Below are 14,265 nucleotides of genomic sequence, written 5' to 3'. Positions count from 1 at the left end.
CGTAGTAGATTTGCACAGTCCAATTTACACAGACCACCAACATACATAATAATCATTCTTATCAGTTCTGAAAAATAAAAAAATCCGCCTGCCCAAAGGGCAAACGGAAATTCTTCACAAACAAAGCGAGTCCAATTTATATGGCTGGCATTACATTGCCACCGCTTACAGGAATATACGCCCCGGTAATAAAAGAAGCCAGGTCAGACGCCAGAAAGGCAACTACATTGGCAATTTCCTGATCTTCTCCCCTGCGTTTCAGCGGCACGGTTCGAGTGTAAGCTTCATCATGTCCAGACTCACTGATCCGATCACGTTCACTGATCGTCCAGCCTGGAGCCACCTGATTCACCGTAATCTGATATTCGCCAACTTCCTTGGCTAACACCCGATATACCCCGTCCATGCCGCGCTTGCCAGCCGTATAGGCAGATTGGTGCGCAAAATTTTGCATTGCACATTCAGTATTAATACCGATGAAACGACCCGCTCTCATACGCTGCATGTGTGGGATAAACGCTTTGGAAAGATACACACTTTGCATCACGCAGGATTCGAACTGGCTCACATAATCCTCAGGCGCCTGCTCCAGTACACTTGTCCATTCATACTGAATGACCGCATTGGCAACAACGATATCAACGCCGCTCAGCCTGCTTTCAATTTCATCCCGTATCCGAAAAGAGGTATCCTGTTTGGTGATGTCACCTTGCACTATCACGGCCTGACGGCCCATTGCTTCAATTTCGCGCTGTAATTCCATAGCCTTGGCTTCGTTGCTTATGTAGTGCAGAGCCACATTTGCGCCGCAAGCAGCAAGAGTACGTGCTATAACTCTGCCCAATTGCCCGGTTGCTCCGGTAACTAATGCCGTTTTCCCCGTCAGGTTCAGCTGCATCTCTGAAATAACCTCCTTCTGCAATGTGATTTATGCATTCAAACTTATGCGTAGAAAACGGTTTCGATTGTCTGCATGTTAAGTACATTTTGTTAAGTAAATTTAACCGAACAAATCAGCTTTTCAATTCAATCAAATCATGATGAATATAAAAATACAATGGCTTTTCGCATCCTCGCCGCCCTGCTCTTAGGCACCATTGTGCTGAATCAGGTCGATTTCCTGAAAGCGGCTAACTTCCTTCTCCCAGCGCTCTGCAACATACTGACGATGCACCGGATGATCATTATAAGCGTCATATGCTGCCTGATCTGCAAAAACCATCGAAAAGCTGTAATCAAACTCATTCTTGGCACTCACCTGGCGTAACACCTGAAAGTCCTCAACACCCGGGATAGCCGCAAGCGCTTCCTTACTTTCCTTCAAAAAAGTTTCAGCTTCCGCCGTATCCTTGCCTGCATAAAGTGTAAATGTCACCATATGTGTTATTCTGCTCATCTCTGTTTCCTCCTTCATATGTTTAAACCTATGCTCTAGTTTACAACTGAAAGGATTGAAAGCGCAATAATTGGTTGAACTCTACTTGTTCGAACGATTGCTGAAGACACAAAAAAACCCCGGAAATAATCTTCCGGAGTTTCCTTTGTTATCTATGGGTAAACTAGTTTTTGAGGTTGTATTTACGGTTGAACTTGTCAACACGTCCGCCGATATCCACGTTTCTTTGTTTACCAGTGAAGAACGGGTGGGATGCGGAGCTGGTGTCTACACGGATCACAGGGTATGTGTTACCGTCTTCCCATTCCATTGTTTCATTCGAGAATTTAGTCGAAGAAGCAAGGAATTTGTAGTCAGCACTTGCGTCGTAGAAAACTACGAGCTGTGTTTTAGGATGGATGTCAACTTTTGGCATAATCTATTTACACTCCTTTAATATGGGTACTCCCTAGAATCAAACTAAATCTTATTATACTCTTTTTTCGCACGAAGTACCAGCAAGATTTGCAGAAAAGACAAAAAATTTATAATCCATGCGTTGATCCATCTGATTCAACGTTACGCCGAGCCTTTCTCCAGTACATGTAGCATGTACTCGAGCGCCTCCAATTCATCTCTTCCCCGTGTCTGCAGGCGGACCATGCTGCCATTTCGAAGTGGAAGCAGTGCCATACCAAGCAGACTCTTCACATCTACACGATGCTCGTGATCTGCCTCCGTATACGACAATAATATCTCTGAGGAAAAACGTGACGCTTGTGAAGATACCGACAACAGCTCATCCCGATGGAAATCCGCGTGAATCATAAATTCATGTGTTCTCACAACCTTCAGTTCCTTTCGCTAAGTTCTGAACACCTTCAGGGTGTATGCTATCGTTCATGTGTTTTCATTTATATATTAAAATCATCATGAATTATACCATGTGCTGGCAGGTTGTCCATGCTTTTCAGGCAGAAAAAACAAAAAAATGAGCCTAACCGATAACAAAAGCCCTGCACATCTCTATGCACAGGACTCCTTCCTACTTTTCACATCCCATTCGGGTAAACCATAACTTTCAGACTTCCGCTCTTGTTATACAGCGCCCGCTCCATAGCCTGCTGTGTCTCTTCCAGCGGATAACGATCCGTAATTAACGACATGACATCATGCTGTCCCGAGCTTAAAAAAGCAATGCCCGCCGGATACGTATTGGCATAACGGAATATGCCGTAAATATCCACTTCATTGTCCGCTATAAACGGTACATTGATTGCAATCTCATCCTGCGAGGGCAAACCAACAATGGCAAGCTTCCCACCTCTTCGCAGCGAGTAGAGAGCAGACTGTAAAGCCTTCGGATTGCCTGCCGTCTCCCAGGCGGTATCCACCCCGATGCCTCCCGTGATTTCCTTAATTACGGTAAGAGCATCCTCATGACGCACATTTATCGTGTGTGTAGCTCCCATCCTGCGTGCAGCCTCAAGGCGCACCTCTTCCAGATCCGTTACGATAATCGTCTGAACCCCGAAGGATTTGGCAGCCGCTACAGCCATCAGCCCGACAGGACCCATGCCCATAATGGCAAGTGTTGTACCTGGAGCCAGTTTACTTCGACGTGCGGCGTGAATACCGACGGAGAAAGGTTCATTCATTGCCGCTTCCTCATACGTCAGCTGATCCGGGATCGGGAATACCATATCCTCTCGTATCACCATGTACTCTACAAATGCACCGTCTACCGGAGGGGTAGCCAGAAACTGAACGTCCGGGCACAGATTGTAACGTCCCTCTTTACATGCATGACATCGACCGCAGGTTACTCCGGGCTCAATGGCAACCCGATCCCCCGGTTTCAGCCTTGAGACGTGCTCTCCAACTGCCACAATCATGCCTGCACACTCATGACCCAGAATAATCGGCTTCTCTACAATAAACCTGCCAATGCGGCCATGCTCAAAATAATGGACATCTGATCCACAGACACCTACAGCCATGACCTTCACCAGCACTTCGTTCGCAGAGGGCGTGGGCACAGGCTGTTCCTCAATGATGATATGTCCAGGCTTTGTCATAACTGCAGCTTTCATTGTTACGGGTAGCTCATAGGGTTCATGTCGAGTCATACGCATTCTCCTCCTTGTGCATGTCAGTGCTGTCTTTTGGTTCAACGAAAACGCTGCATACTGTTAATCATTAATAAATCTTTCTTGCATGCTCGTCCTGAATACCGCTCTTGCGGTAGAAGTAGGTGTTGATCATATCCCGCCATTCCTTCGCGTGCTCTGCCTGTTCCGCCTGAAGTTCAGCCACCTTGCTGTAAATGACCGGGTCCACCTTGCCCTCCAGTTCTCTCCAGGTTTCTGCCAGCGCTTCTGCCTGCTCTACCCCTTCGAAATGAGTGTCGTAGATATGCTGTATAACCGTTTTACCGGAGTGCAGCACATGCGTATATGGCACATGATGGAAAAAGAGAATCAGCTCATCCGGACAAGTCTCCAATGATTCATATCTGGCCGCATTTTCGGGATGATATTGTGACGTGTATCCTGTACCACTTTTCACCGTCCGATCAACCCCAATTCCATAACGATCGGCAAAGTGATACGTTCCCCACTTGGAATACTCATACCCGTCCACATTTGGCCCGTAGTGATGATCCGGATTCACCATCCAGCCTACCCCGAGAGGGGCCGTATAATTTTCATAGATATCCAGTGAGGATAACAGCATGCCCGTAATCCGCTCAACAACCTGCTCATCATGCCCGAACGTTAAACGCACCCATTCATCTGCAATCTGCTCTGCTGACAGGTCGGGATTCCACCCCAGTCTGCCATAGCCGTAAAGATTGGCTTGAGCCAGCGGATGCCCGGTCCAGCATGCATCAGCACCAATATTGGATACCGCGGCAAACCCGCTATATGGACGCTGATAAAGCGAGCCGTCAGCAATGCGTTTGATCTCGGAGCCCTTGCCCTTGGCATACGTGTCGAAATCCAGTACTTCCTTCCACTGAGGCACAAGAAACGCGAGATGTCGCTGCTGCCCTGTGTATTCCTGCGTGATCTGGAACTCAATGATCTGGTTTGTGTCTTCCATTGCTCCGAATAGAGGTGAGACGGCCTCCCTTACCTGGAAATCCATCGGTCCATTTTTGATCTGCAAAATAACGTTATCCGCAAACCGACCGTCTAACGGCTTGAAATGATCATAAGCGGCACGTGCCCGGTCTGTAGATCGATCCCGCCAGTCCTGCTTGCAGTTGTATACAAAGCAGCGCCAGATCACCAGCCCGCCAAACGGACGAAGAGCTTCAGCCAGCATGTTGGCACCGTCAGCATGATCACGATTATAAGTGAACGGCCCCGGTCTATTTTCAGAGTCGGCCTTGATCAGGTAACCACCGAAATCAGGAATTGCAGCATATACCTTCGCGGTCTGGATGCTCCACCATTCCCTCACCTGCTCATCGAGCGGATCAGCGGTTTGCAGCCCGCCTACTTCAATCGGACTCGCATAGTTGGCACTGAGAAATAAACGAATGCCATATGCTCTGAACGCAGCGGCGACCTTTGCAACATCACCCAGATACCGTTCGGTAAGGAACAAGCTCTCTTTCCTGTGAACATTGACGTTATTGATCGCTACAGCATTAATACCGGTGGAAGCAAGCAGCCGTGCATAGTCTCTTATGCGGCCTATATCTTGTGTAAATTCTCCGTTCTCGTAAAAAATAGAACGTCCGGCATATCCCCGCTCAATACTGCCGTCCACGTTATCCCACTGATTGATCATTCGCAACGAATTCACAGGCTGCTCGTTTATGACAATCCGCTCAGGCTGACTTTCCGTCGCGACAGCGACAGCGGCTGCACCAGCTTCGGCGCCTTCCTGCTTCAATGTCAATTCGCGAAGCAAATGAAAGACTGCATACAAAATACCTTGCGGTGTTTCTGAACCAATCACCAGTTCACGTTGCGACTCATCTTCCCGAATAATGAACCCTTCACCATGTACAGCGGCACGCTCAGCATCGGTAAGCACGTTCGCTGCGAAATCACTCCCGGCCCAAGTACCCAACCGGATAGCTGGTCCACGTTCGTTCTGCTGTGAGCCCTGCGTTTGAGATTTAATCATTTCGGGCTGGACCCCATATAACTTACCGAGCCCTTGGGAGAGCTCAGTAAGTGCTGTATCCATCACTTCATGCTGCTCCTGCACTTCAACCCGCTTGCTCCAGAGAGGAGCTGCCTTTCGTGCAGTATCGTTCGCTCCTGGAAGTGCAGCGTGATAACCTAGCCAGGCATCATATTGTGGACCGGACAGACCGGATTGAATAGTAGTTTGACTCATAGTACAGCCTCCTTGCTTGCATAAATCTCTGCCAGACGATTGCCTTTTCCTTCAAGCAGCCACAGTATGGAAGTTACGCCGCGTGGATAGTATTTGCTGCCCACCGCAACACCGGACAAAATCTGATCACTCCAGCACCAGTAGGACTCTTCCGGATGAAGCAGCCACTTCACATGAGCAGCGTCTGCGGCTTTCCCGGACTCATCCCATTCCACGCCAAGTATCTCACGAGCAATAAATTGGGACAGATAGATTTTGCTCAGCCAGGAGTTGTTGCTTGTGGAAGACAGCTTCCATCCTCCATCTTCAAACAAACATGTTCCCGGAACAAGTACCGTCTGCAGATGTGTGTGGAGTGCCTTCATATAGGATCCGAATCGGCCGTTAATATCCAGCGCTGCTTCACAGCCTGTAAAGTACGGGAATACCAGACCTTCAATGGCCGGAATAATACGGGAATCATTGTTTTCTGCAATGACAGCCGGGATATAACCACCATCGGTCAACTGAGCCGCCACGCTTGCTGCACAGCGATCTGCCTGCTTGCCTGCCTGATGAGACAGTTCCGTCAGCTTCTCCGCCGCAAACAGCTTCTCCAGGGCAACATATACGGCCCAGCACTTGCCGGCAAGATAAATGTTGTTGCGAGATTGTCCGAGTGATACATCCAGGCTGTCGTATGTTGTAATCTCTGCTCCACCCTGCGTACGGCTGCTATCGAGACCCATCAAGCCATTACGCTCTGCTTCTTCAGGATGATCGCGGTTAAGCATGCTTTCGAAGCACTCCTGAATCACTGGCAGCATCTTCTGTACAAAATCCCGATCTTTCGTTTGCTCAATATAGACTGTTGCGCAGCAAAGCCAGTTCACCAGCTCTTCATGGCTCATCTGTGAGAAGCAATCATCAATGCCGACCAGCTCGTATGCCGAGTGGCCCGGACGAGAGAATACATTGGCAATACCGATGTCATGCGTAAACGTAATCCCGCCTGGATACAGTTTCTCTTCTCCCGGGAAACGCACCTCATCCGTATAACTGTATCGTTTCACAAACCATTCCAGCTCGTTGCGCACTGTCCAAGGATTGAGAGCAAGCTCGAAATACAGCTGGTCTGCGGTCAGATCCAGCGTATTCATCATGCGGTATTCCCCTTCATTGACAATCCATAGCGGCTCGCCATCGGCCTCCAGCAATTGTGTGCTGGCATAATAACTGTGAATGGAATGAGCCAGCATGAAGGATTGATCCTCACTAAGCGCTGCCGTTCCAAGGCGCTGATCCACCTCGGCGCAGGATGCAGTCAACGCATCAAAGCGGTTCAGCGCATATTCACCCGCCTCCAGAATGTCTGAGAAATAACGAGTATACCAATACGTTGTGTCCATGCCGGTCGTGACAATTCCGCCGCGATAGAAACATACCGCGAACTGGAACGTACGCTTCTCACCTGCCGGCACTTCCATCAACAGTACAGATGTAGACCCTAGACCAAAAGCCAGATTATCCCGGTGCTTCTCCTCCAGAATCTTCTCCAGTGTGAATCCGCGCGCCGGCCACAGGCCTTCATTTTTGGATAATATTGCGGTCAGGCGGCCTTGTCCAACCCCTGTTAATGATCCGCCCTCAGGTCCGCCAATCAAACGCATCGCGGAATATGGATCACTGCCTTGATAACCAAAGTAGCCTTTACGCGTCTTTGTGCCTTGACTGTTGTCGATGGTCAGCTCTACCAATACCGCTGGCACAAGCGCATCCATCAGAGCTTCACGATCGCCGCTTGCCGGGTCTGGCACAGCACGTACAGGTGAATAAATACGGAACTGCAGATCACCCGCATTCCACGTATCTGTGCCTGAAGTGAACTCACGTGTGATATCTTCATCCTGAAACGCAGCGATCAGCGGGTGCGCCCCTGAGCTATCTGTTGCCTGATTTCCGTGCTCGAGCTTCTCCACATCATAACGGCTGCTCTCGTCCTCGCTTGCCTCGTAGAAAGGCAGTGCCTGATAATGCTCTCCATCACGAGCCTGTAATCCAATATATACATTCTGGTCTGCCGGCTTGCCGAGTTCAAGACCCAATCCGCCTTTGGCCCCCTTATAACCTAGCGTGAAACTGGCAAATGCCCCGATTGGTGCGTGATGCGCATTGTAAAAAATAGATCTGGCTGTACTCATTCTCCGTAACCCCTCTCGGAATAGATATGCATACGTTTTCATTAGCCCCATCCTATCACGCACTGCCCACGCATACCATGATCAAATCAATCGGATATTTACCCAAATCAAGCTGATGTATGTTAAAATATAAAGCGGTTACACCCATTCGGCTTTATGGCTATCTTAATAAATACAGGTATAAAAAGAAACATACATAAGGAGAAATTCAGATGTCTTCCACTTATTTACCGCCCGACCTTGGAGAAAATGTGCAGGAAGTTTTTTACCCGGATGTGCAAACAACCGTCAATCTGTTCGCAATCCACCTGCGGAGTGTCGGGAAAGATTGGGACTATCCGGCGCATGAGCACCCTCAGTATGAGCTGAACTACGTAACAGAGGGTGTCCAGTACATGACCATCAACAGCACGTTATATGTACAACATGCAGGCGAGCTGCTCCTGATCCCGCCGGGAAGCGTGCACTCCAGTCAGAGTCGGAACGGGCTGGGCTTTACTTACTTCTGCATGCATTTCGACATTGATGATCAGCTCTTCCTCTCCCTTCTGGCTCGAATCAAACAGGTCTTGTTCAGCGCAGACAGCCCGGTAACCCGGCAGATCGAGCCTGTCTTGCACAAGCTCATGTCCTCAGCTCATGACCAGTCTGCCAGCGCAATGGTGCAGCGTATGCAGCTGCAGTCGGCGGTATTCGAGCTGTTCGGGCATTTGTGGGAGACCGTGTCTCAGGAAGCGGCACAGACGTTTACGGATGGATACGAACGAATTGAACTGGCGCACATGATCCGTACTCGGCTCCAAGGTCTGATGAGTCAGCAATTCAAGCAAGGACACGAATCCGACAGTCACTATGGCATTGACGATATTGCGGCTGAACTGGGGATCAGTCCTTCACATTGCAATCGGGTATTCAAGCAGGTGTTTGGACAGTCTCCTCGAGCGGTATTATCCCAGATGGTGCTGCATGAGGCTAAAGTGCTGTTAGGCAACCCCCAGCTCTCTGTGCAAAATATTGCACTAATGCTCGGTTATAAAGACATTGCCCATTTCAGTCGTCAATTCAAACGATGGTCTGGCTTGTCGCCCACCCGGTACAGACAGGAACAGCCTGCTCTGGAATAAGTCCAGCGGCAGGCTGTTTGAAGTTATATTCATTTATGATCGCATAACAGCACTTCATGTCTGTGACAATGGTTAGCTGTTATTTCAGCAAACGCTTGATCAGCTTCAGCTTGTTATCATACGGCGGGTACAGCACAGGCGGGTTAATCCTGGTGCTTTTTTTCAGAATACTCTTCATATGAGAAAAAGTCTCAAAGCTGTACCGCCCATGATATGAGCCTATGCCTGAATGTCCGACTCCTCCAAACGGCAGACGCGGATTGGCAACATGTGTAATCGTATCGTTAATACAGCCACCGCCAAAGGAAACCTCGGTTAATACTTTATCCTGAACATCCTTATTGGATGTAAACAGATACAACGCAAGCGGCTTGGGACGTTTCACAATCTGAGCAATCGCTTCATCAAGGTGACTATAACTGATTATTGGCAAAACAGGCCCAAAAATCTCGTCCTCCATCGTGGCTGCATCCCATAAAGCATCAATCAAAGTCGGCTCGATAAAACGATGCTCCTCATCCGAAGCCCCGCCATAGATCACCTTCTCGCGATCTCGTTCAATAAGTGTTGTAAGTCGTTTAAAGTGTGAATGGTTAACAATGCGCCCGTAATCCTTATTATTTTGAATATCTGTTCCGAAGAAAGCAGCAATCGCTCCTTTCAATGCTTCAATCAAGGGCTGTTTTACACGCTCATGTACTAGCAAATAATCGGGTGCGATACAGGTTTGCCCTGTATTGAGCAGCTTGCCCCAGATAATGCGTTCAGCCGCCACTTGAATATCAGCCTGTTCATCTACGATGACAGGGCTTTTGCCACCAAGCTCCAACGTGACAGGCACGAGGTTTTGGGCCGCAGCCTGCATCACAATTTTCCCGACCGGTACACTGCCTGTGAAAAAAATATAATCAAATGGCGCATGAATCAGCGCTGTTGTCGTATCCTTGGCCCCTTCGACGACCTGCACATACTCTGGCTCGAACACCTCACCAATCAAGTCCCTTACAACAGCGGATACGGCCGGGGTATGCTCCGACGCTTTAAGCACCGCCGTATTGCCCGCAGCAATTGCACCAACCAGTGGTTCGATGAGAAGCTGGAATGGATAATTGAATGGTCCAATGATCAGAACCGCACCATATGGCTCAGGAATGATAAAGCTTTTGGAACCGAGAAGTGCCACTTGAGTTTTGACTTTGGTGGGTTTCATCCACTTTGATATCTTGCGAATCGTGTGTGTGATGCTATCCAGCATAAAACCAATCTCCGTCGTGTATGACTCGAATTCACTCTTTCCCAGGTCTTGGTATAACGCCTTTGTCAGTCTGGTTTCGTACTTCTGTATAGCCTGCTTCAGGCGGGTTAGCCGCTGTATTCTCACTTCAGCCGAACGTGTGGCTCCTGAACGAAAAAACGACTGTTGTCTTGTCAAAATCAATTGAACATCTTCACTGCTTAACTCCTGCAACGTTGTCATAACTGCTTCACTCCTCATTTATTTTAGTGATCTAAGGTAGTTGTTAAAGGTTTAAACCTACGAACGTATACTATACATGCCGAGGCATGTTGTCGTTGGTAAACATAGCTTCTTGCTTTTGGTGAGCCTATGACCGACCGTTTTACATGGTTCGAATTACAAACATTCCTCTTCCAATGCAGCAACAAGCTGTTTCAGCAGATCAACAGAAGCATGCAGGGAAGCCGAATAATAACGCTGTGTGCCCTTCTGTTCCACCGAGATCAGACCCTTCTCGAGCAGCAGCTTCAGATGATGGGATATGGCTGGACGGGAAAGACTTGATTGTTCCGTGATTTCATTCACCGTCATCCTGCCTTGTTCGCTAAGCATCAGCAAGATGGACTGGCGATGATTGTCGCTTAACACCTGGAACAACGGAATACAGGTTTGGAAAATAGATATGGCCTTCTGGCTCATCGGTACACCTCATCTGTCTATATAAGTTGAGCTAAAGATTTTACACAATCCACTCCGATGACAGAACAACCTGAGAGTAGCTGTTATCCCCAGATTTTTTCGATTCCCTTTTCCAAAGGGAAAATCCGGTGAACAGCATATGCTTCCGAAGTAGCTTTCTTGCAGAAAGCTTTTAGGCGACCGCTTCGCTTTTTCAGGTTTTTTCTGTCCTCTTCGTTCACGTGTAAATAAATAGATCAACTTATATATTTCTGATTTATATTTAACGTTTATATTTATGTCGTTTGGTTTAAACATTTAAACATAATAGTTAAATAATATTACAAACCGGAACTAATCGCAACCATGCACTTGTCCTCGTACAATCCATGCGCTCATATCCTTCAATTTTCCCTTGCGTTAGAATCAAAATAAAACGCTTCCATTTCACCATACTTGTATGGTAGTATGGCAATGAAGGAGTTGAAGTTGTGGATCAAATCCCGAAGTTGTCAACCAAAGCCGCCTTGCCGCCCATAACAAGTCATCTGTCTGCGCTGAACAAACAGGCCTACTCGACGCGAGATCTTGTTTATGACACGCTGAAACAACAGATTTTGAGTCTCGAACTGCCACCGGGCACAGCCATATCGGAGAAGGAAATCTCGCTGGGCTTCCAGGTTAGCCGAACGCCTGTCCGCGAAAGCTTTGTAAGGCTGGCCCAGGAAGGTTTGCTTGAAGTGTATCCGCAGCGCGGGACGTATGTCTCCCTCATTCATGTTGATCTGGTTGAAGAAGCCAGGTTCATGCGAGAGCATCTTGAACGAGCAGTCATTCGTCTGGCATGTGCACATTTTCCGGCCGAGCAGATGTCAGCTCTTGAACAAAATCTTACACTCCAGCAGCAATGCCTGAAGGAACCGGATGATCGGCGTATGTTTCAACTGGACGAGGAGTTCCATAGCACTCTTTTTGCAGGCTGTAACAAAAGTAAAACCTGGACCGTGATTGAGCAGATGAGTGTGCATTTGAATCGAAGCCGTATGCTCCGTCTGTCCTCGGATCATCACTGGGATCACCTGATCGAGCAGCACAGATCCATGGTTCAAGCGATCCAGCAGCAGGATGCAGATCAGGCAGAACGTCTGGCACAGGAGCATCTGCACCTGACCGTGACAGACCTGAGTATGCTTCGGGATACATATGCTTCCTATTTTCAATAAGCTACATTTACTGCCCCCGTATCACAAAGTTAAAAGCAGCTTCCACTAATCATGATGAGGTGAATGGAATGAAGATGGTTTTTCGCTGGTTTGGCGAAGGCAATGACACAGTTTCACTGGATCACATCCGGCAAATTCCTGGCGTTGAAGGTATCGTATGGGCGCTGCATGATGTTCCCGCCGGGGATGAGTGGCCGATGGACAAAATTCTCGCGGTCAAGGCAGCTGCCGACAAAGCCGGGCTGCATCTGGATGTTGTAGAGAGCATTAACATTCATGAGGATATCAAGCTTGGATTGCCTTCCCGGGACAAATATATTGCAAATTACATTAAAACGATGGAGAAACTTGCCCAGGTAGGTGTCAAAGTCATCTGTTACAACTTCATGCCGATCTTTGATTGGCTTCGTACCGATATGCACAAAGAGATGAAAGACGGTTCAACTGCCCTTTTCTATGAAAGCAGCAGATTGCATAACATCGAACCGCTGGAGCTTGTTCGCAAAATCACTGAAAACTCCGCGCTGACCATGCCAGGCTGGGAGCCGGAACGTCTTCAGTATCTGACCAGTTTGTTTGAAGCCTACAAGGATGTAACCGAAGAAGATATGTGGGAGAACGCCCGTTATTTCCTGCAGGAGATCATCCCGACTGCCGAACGCCTTGGCATTCGAATGGCAATCCACCCGGATGATCCGCCATGGCCAATCTTTGGTCTTCCTAAAATCATCATTAATCAGGATAATGTTCGCAGATACCTGAAGCTGTATGACAGCCCTGCTAACAGTGTAACCTTGTGCAGCGGTTCTCTCGGAGCCAATCCTGACAATGATATCATTGCGATGATTCATGAGTTCAAAGATCGTATCCCGTTTGCCCACATTCGTAATGTGAAGGTCTATGACAATGGTGACTTTATTGAAACGTCTCACCGCAGTCAGGACGGCAGTGTAGATATTGCAGGCGTTGTGGAGGCCTACCACGATATTGGCTTTGAAGGATATGCCAGACCAGACCATGGACGACATCTGTGGGGAGAACAATGCCGACCGGGCTACGGGCTGTATGACCGTGCACTCGGTATTATGTATCTCTGGGGTGTCTGGGATTCACTGCAAAGGAGGTCAAACGCATGAGTAGAAACGAGCACAGCTCCATCTCACATTCTGAACAAACACCACGGCTGAAGGGCAAAACGGCTGTTATTACCGGTGGTGCCGGTGTCTTATGCCGTGCCATGGCTGAAGAGCTTGCCAGACATGGTGCACAGATCGCCATTCTGAACCGCACCGTATCGAAGGGTCAGGAAGTGGCTGCTTCTATTGAGCAGGCAGGTGGTCGTGCCATTGCCGTTGCATGTGATGTAACACAGGCTGACAGTGTGCAGGCGGCGGCAGATATCATTCGCGAGCAGCTCGGCCCTTGTGACATTTTGATTAACGGTGCAGGTGGCAATCATGCAAGCGCCAATACGACGAATGAAATTTTTAAACCCGAGGATCTGGGCAACCCGGATGTAACCACCTTCTTTGATGTTAGTGTTGATGGTTTTCGTCAGGTGATGGATTTAAACTTTGTCGGCTCCCTTATCCCTACTCAGATTTTTGCCAAGCAGATGATTGAACGTGATGTGCCGGCTACAGTTATCAATATATCGTCAATGAGCGCCCCTTCGCCTATGACCAAAGTTCCGGCGTACAGCGCTGCCAAAGCAGCCATTAACAATTTCACGCAGTGGCTTGCCGTGCATCTGGCGGAGTCCGGCATTCGGGTCAACGCTATTGCCCCCGGTTTCTTCCTGACCGAGCAGAATCGTAATCTGCTCCTGCAGCCTGACGGTTCGCCAACCGAGCGCTCCAGCAAAATCATCGCACATACACCGATGCGCCGCTTCGGCAAACCGGAGGATTTGCTGGGAACATTAATGTGGCTCGCAGATGAGCAGCAATCCGGCTTTGTGACGGGCATTGTTGTACCTGTAGACGGTGGCTTCATGGCTTATTCAGGCGTATAAACTCTTTTTTCACATACTTTACCTCTTGAACTGATTATCTATATATCTGTAACTCGAACCGAAGCTCGTGATTTC

At 48.5% G+C, this 14,265-nt stretch carries 13 protein-coding genes; 4 read left to right on the top strand and 9 right to left on the bottom strand.

Going from position 1 to position 14,265, the window contains the following annotated elements; all coding sequences use genetic code 11:
* Positions 1–136 precede the first annotated feature (136 nt).
* From IEW26_RS07195 to IEW26_RS07165, 7 genes are all read right to left on the bottom strand, one after another.
* Positions 137–898 carry an SDR family NAD(P)-dependent oxidoreductase gene (locus IEW26_RS07195; protein WP_188591857.1) on the bottom strand — a complete coding sequence of 254 codons (762 nt, stop codon included), beginning with the start codon at positions 896–898 and terminating at the stop codon, positions 137–139.
* Positions 899–1,087: 189 nt separating this feature from the next.
* On the bottom strand, positions 1,088–1,396 hold the full coding sequence (locus IEW26_RS07190; protein ID WP_188591856.1) for a Dabb family protein: 309 nt from the start codon (positions 1,394–1,396) through the stop codon (positions 1,088–1,090).
* A 163-nt stretch (positions 1,397–1,559) separates the two neighbouring features.
* On the bottom strand, positions 1,560–1,811 hold the full coding sequence (locus IEW26_RS07185; RefSeq protein WP_111270833.1) for a type B 50S ribosomal protein L31: 252 nt from the start codon (positions 1,809–1,811) through the stop codon (positions 1,560–1,562).
* Between the two features lie 143 nt (positions 1,812–1,954).
* A complete protein-coding gene (locus IEW26_RS07180; protein ID WP_229729714.1) occupies positions 1,955–2,221 on the bottom strand; it encodes an HPr family phosphocarrier protein in 267 nt (88 codons plus the stop codon).
* Between the two features lie 206 nt (positions 2,222–2,427).
* Positions 2,428–3,504: a sorbitol/xylitol/iditol dehydrogenase GutB gene (gene gutB / locus IEW26_RS07175; protein ID WP_188591855.1), complete on the bottom strand. Its 1,077-nt coding sequence runs from the start codon at positions 3,502–3,504 to the stop codon at positions 2,428–2,430.
* A gap of 70 nt (positions 3,505–3,574) precedes the next feature.
* The gene (locus IEW26_RS07170; protein ID WP_188591854.1) at positions 3,575–5,734 is read right to left on the bottom strand and encodes an alpha-glucuronidase family glycosyl hydrolase; all 2,160 of its coding nucleotides are present in this window, start codon (positions 5,732–5,734) and stop codon (positions 3,575–3,577) included.
* Positions 5,731–7,914 carry a glycoside hydrolase family 52 protein gene (locus tag IEW26_RS07165; RefSeq protein WP_188591853.1) on the bottom strand — a complete coding sequence of 728 codons (2,184 nt, stop codon included), beginning with the start codon at positions 7,912–7,914 and terminating at the stop codon, positions 5,731–5,733. The genes IEW26_RS07170 and IEW26_RS07165 overlap by 4 nt, the downstream gene beginning before the upstream one ends.
* 212 nt (positions 7,915–8,126) lie before the next feature.
* Between IEW26_RS07165 and IEW26_RS07160 the strand changes: the two genes are divergently transcribed.
* Positions 8,127–9,038, top strand: coding sequence for a helix-turn-helix domain-containing protein (locus IEW26_RS07160; protein ID WP_188591852.1), 912 nt, complete (start codon positions 8,127–8,129; stop codon positions 9,036–9,038).
* A gap of 79 nt (positions 9,039–9,117) precedes the next feature.
* Here IEW26_RS07160 and IEW26_RS07155 read toward each other — a convergent pair whose 3' ends face one another.
* Together IEW26_RS07155 and IEW26_RS07150 are read right to left on the bottom strand one after the other, a co-directional pair.
* Positions 9,118–10,515, bottom strand: a complete 1,398-nt coding sequence (locus tag IEW26_RS07155) for an aldehyde dehydrogenase (RefSeq protein WP_188591851.1) — start codon at positions 10,513–10,515, stop codon at positions 9,118–9,120.
* A gap of 156 nt (positions 10,516–10,671) precedes the next feature.
* Positions 10,672–10,974: an ArsR/SmtB family transcription factor gene (locus IEW26_RS07150; RefSeq protein WP_111270827.1), complete on the bottom strand. Its 303-nt coding sequence runs from the start codon at positions 10,972–10,974 to the stop codon at positions 10,672–10,674.
* A 527-nt stretch (positions 10,975–11,501) separates the two neighbouring features.
* On the opposite strand from IEW26_RS07150, the gene IEW26_RS07145 reads away from it, so the two are divergent.
* The 3 genes from IEW26_RS07145 to IEW26_RS07135 all read left to right on the top strand — a co-directional run bounded on the left by IEW26_RS07145 (position 11,502) and on the right by IEW26_RS07135 (position 14,190).
* Entirely contained in the window at positions 11,502–12,176 is a 675-nt protein-coding gene (locus IEW26_RS07145; RefSeq protein WP_229729782.1) for a GntR family transcriptional regulator, read from the top strand.
* A gap of 68 nt (positions 12,177–12,244) precedes the next feature.
* A complete protein-coding gene (gene uxuA, locus IEW26_RS07140) occupies positions 12,245–13,312 on the top strand; it encodes a mannonate dehydratase (protein ID WP_188591850.1) in 1,068 nt (355 codons plus the stop codon).
* Positions 13,309–14,190, top strand: coding sequence for an SDR family oxidoreductase (locus tag IEW26_RS07135; RefSeq protein ID WP_188591849.1), 882 nt, complete (start codon positions 13,309–13,311; stop codon positions 14,188–14,190). Before uxuA ends, IEW26_RS07135 begins: the two co-directional genes overlap by 4 nt.
* The last annotated feature ends 75 nt before the right edge of the window (positions 14,191–14,265 follow it).

Origin of the sequence: Paenibacillus silvae, from assembly GCF_014639235.1 — a bacterium.
Taxonomy (GTDB): domain Bacteria; phylum Bacillota; class Bacilli; order Paenibacillales; family Paenibacillaceae; genus Paenibacillus; species Paenibacillus silvae.
Note: the sequence above shows the minus strand (reverse complement) of the source record. Positions and strands in the feature narration are given on the sequence as shown.

Excerpts from the sequence above, each read along its gene's own strand:
- IEW26_RS07195 (WP_188591857.1), bottom strand. The coding sequence starts at position 898 with ATGCAGCTGAACCTGACGGGGAAAACGGCATTAGTTACCGGAGCAACC.
- IEW26_RS07190 (WP_188591856.1), bottom strand. The coding sequence starts at position 1,396 with ATGAGCAGAATAACACATATGGTGACATTTACACTTTATGCAGGCAAG.
- IEW26_RS07185 (WP_111270833.1), bottom strand. The coding sequence starts at position 1,811 with ATGCCAAAAGTTGACATCCATCCTAAAACACAGCTCGTAGTTTTCTAC.
- gutB (WP_188591855.1), bottom strand. The coding sequence starts at position 3,504 with ATGACTCGACATGAACCCTATGAGCTACCCGTAACAATGAAAGCTGCA.
- IEW26_RS07170 (WP_188591854.1), bottom strand. The coding sequence starts at position 5,734 with ATGAGTCAAACTACTATTCAATCCGGTCTGTCCGGTCCACAATATGAT.
- IEW26_RS07165 (WP_188591853.1), bottom strand. The coding sequence starts at position 7,914 with ATGAGTACAGCCAGATCTATTTTTTACAATGCGCATCACGCACCAATC.
- IEW26_RS07160 (WP_188591852.1), top strand. The coding sequence starts at position 8,127 with ATGTCTTCCACTTATTTACCGCCCGACCTTGGAGAAAATGTGCAGGAA.
- IEW26_RS07155 (WP_188591851.1), bottom strand. The coding sequence starts at position 10,515 with ATGACAACGTTGCAGGAGTTAAGCAGTGAAGATGTTCAATTGATTTTG.
- IEW26_RS07150 (WP_111270827.1), bottom strand. The coding sequence starts at position 10,974 with ATGAGCCAGAAGGCCATATCTATTTTCCAAACCTGTATTCCGTTGTTC.
- uxuA (WP_188591850.1), top strand. The coding sequence starts at position 12,245 with ATGAAGATGGTTTTTCGCTGGTTTGGCGAAGGCAATGACACAGTTTCA.
- IEW26_RS07135 (WP_188591849.1), top strand. The coding sequence starts at position 13,309 with ATGAGTAGAAACGAGCACAGCTCCATCTCACATTCTGAACAAACACCA.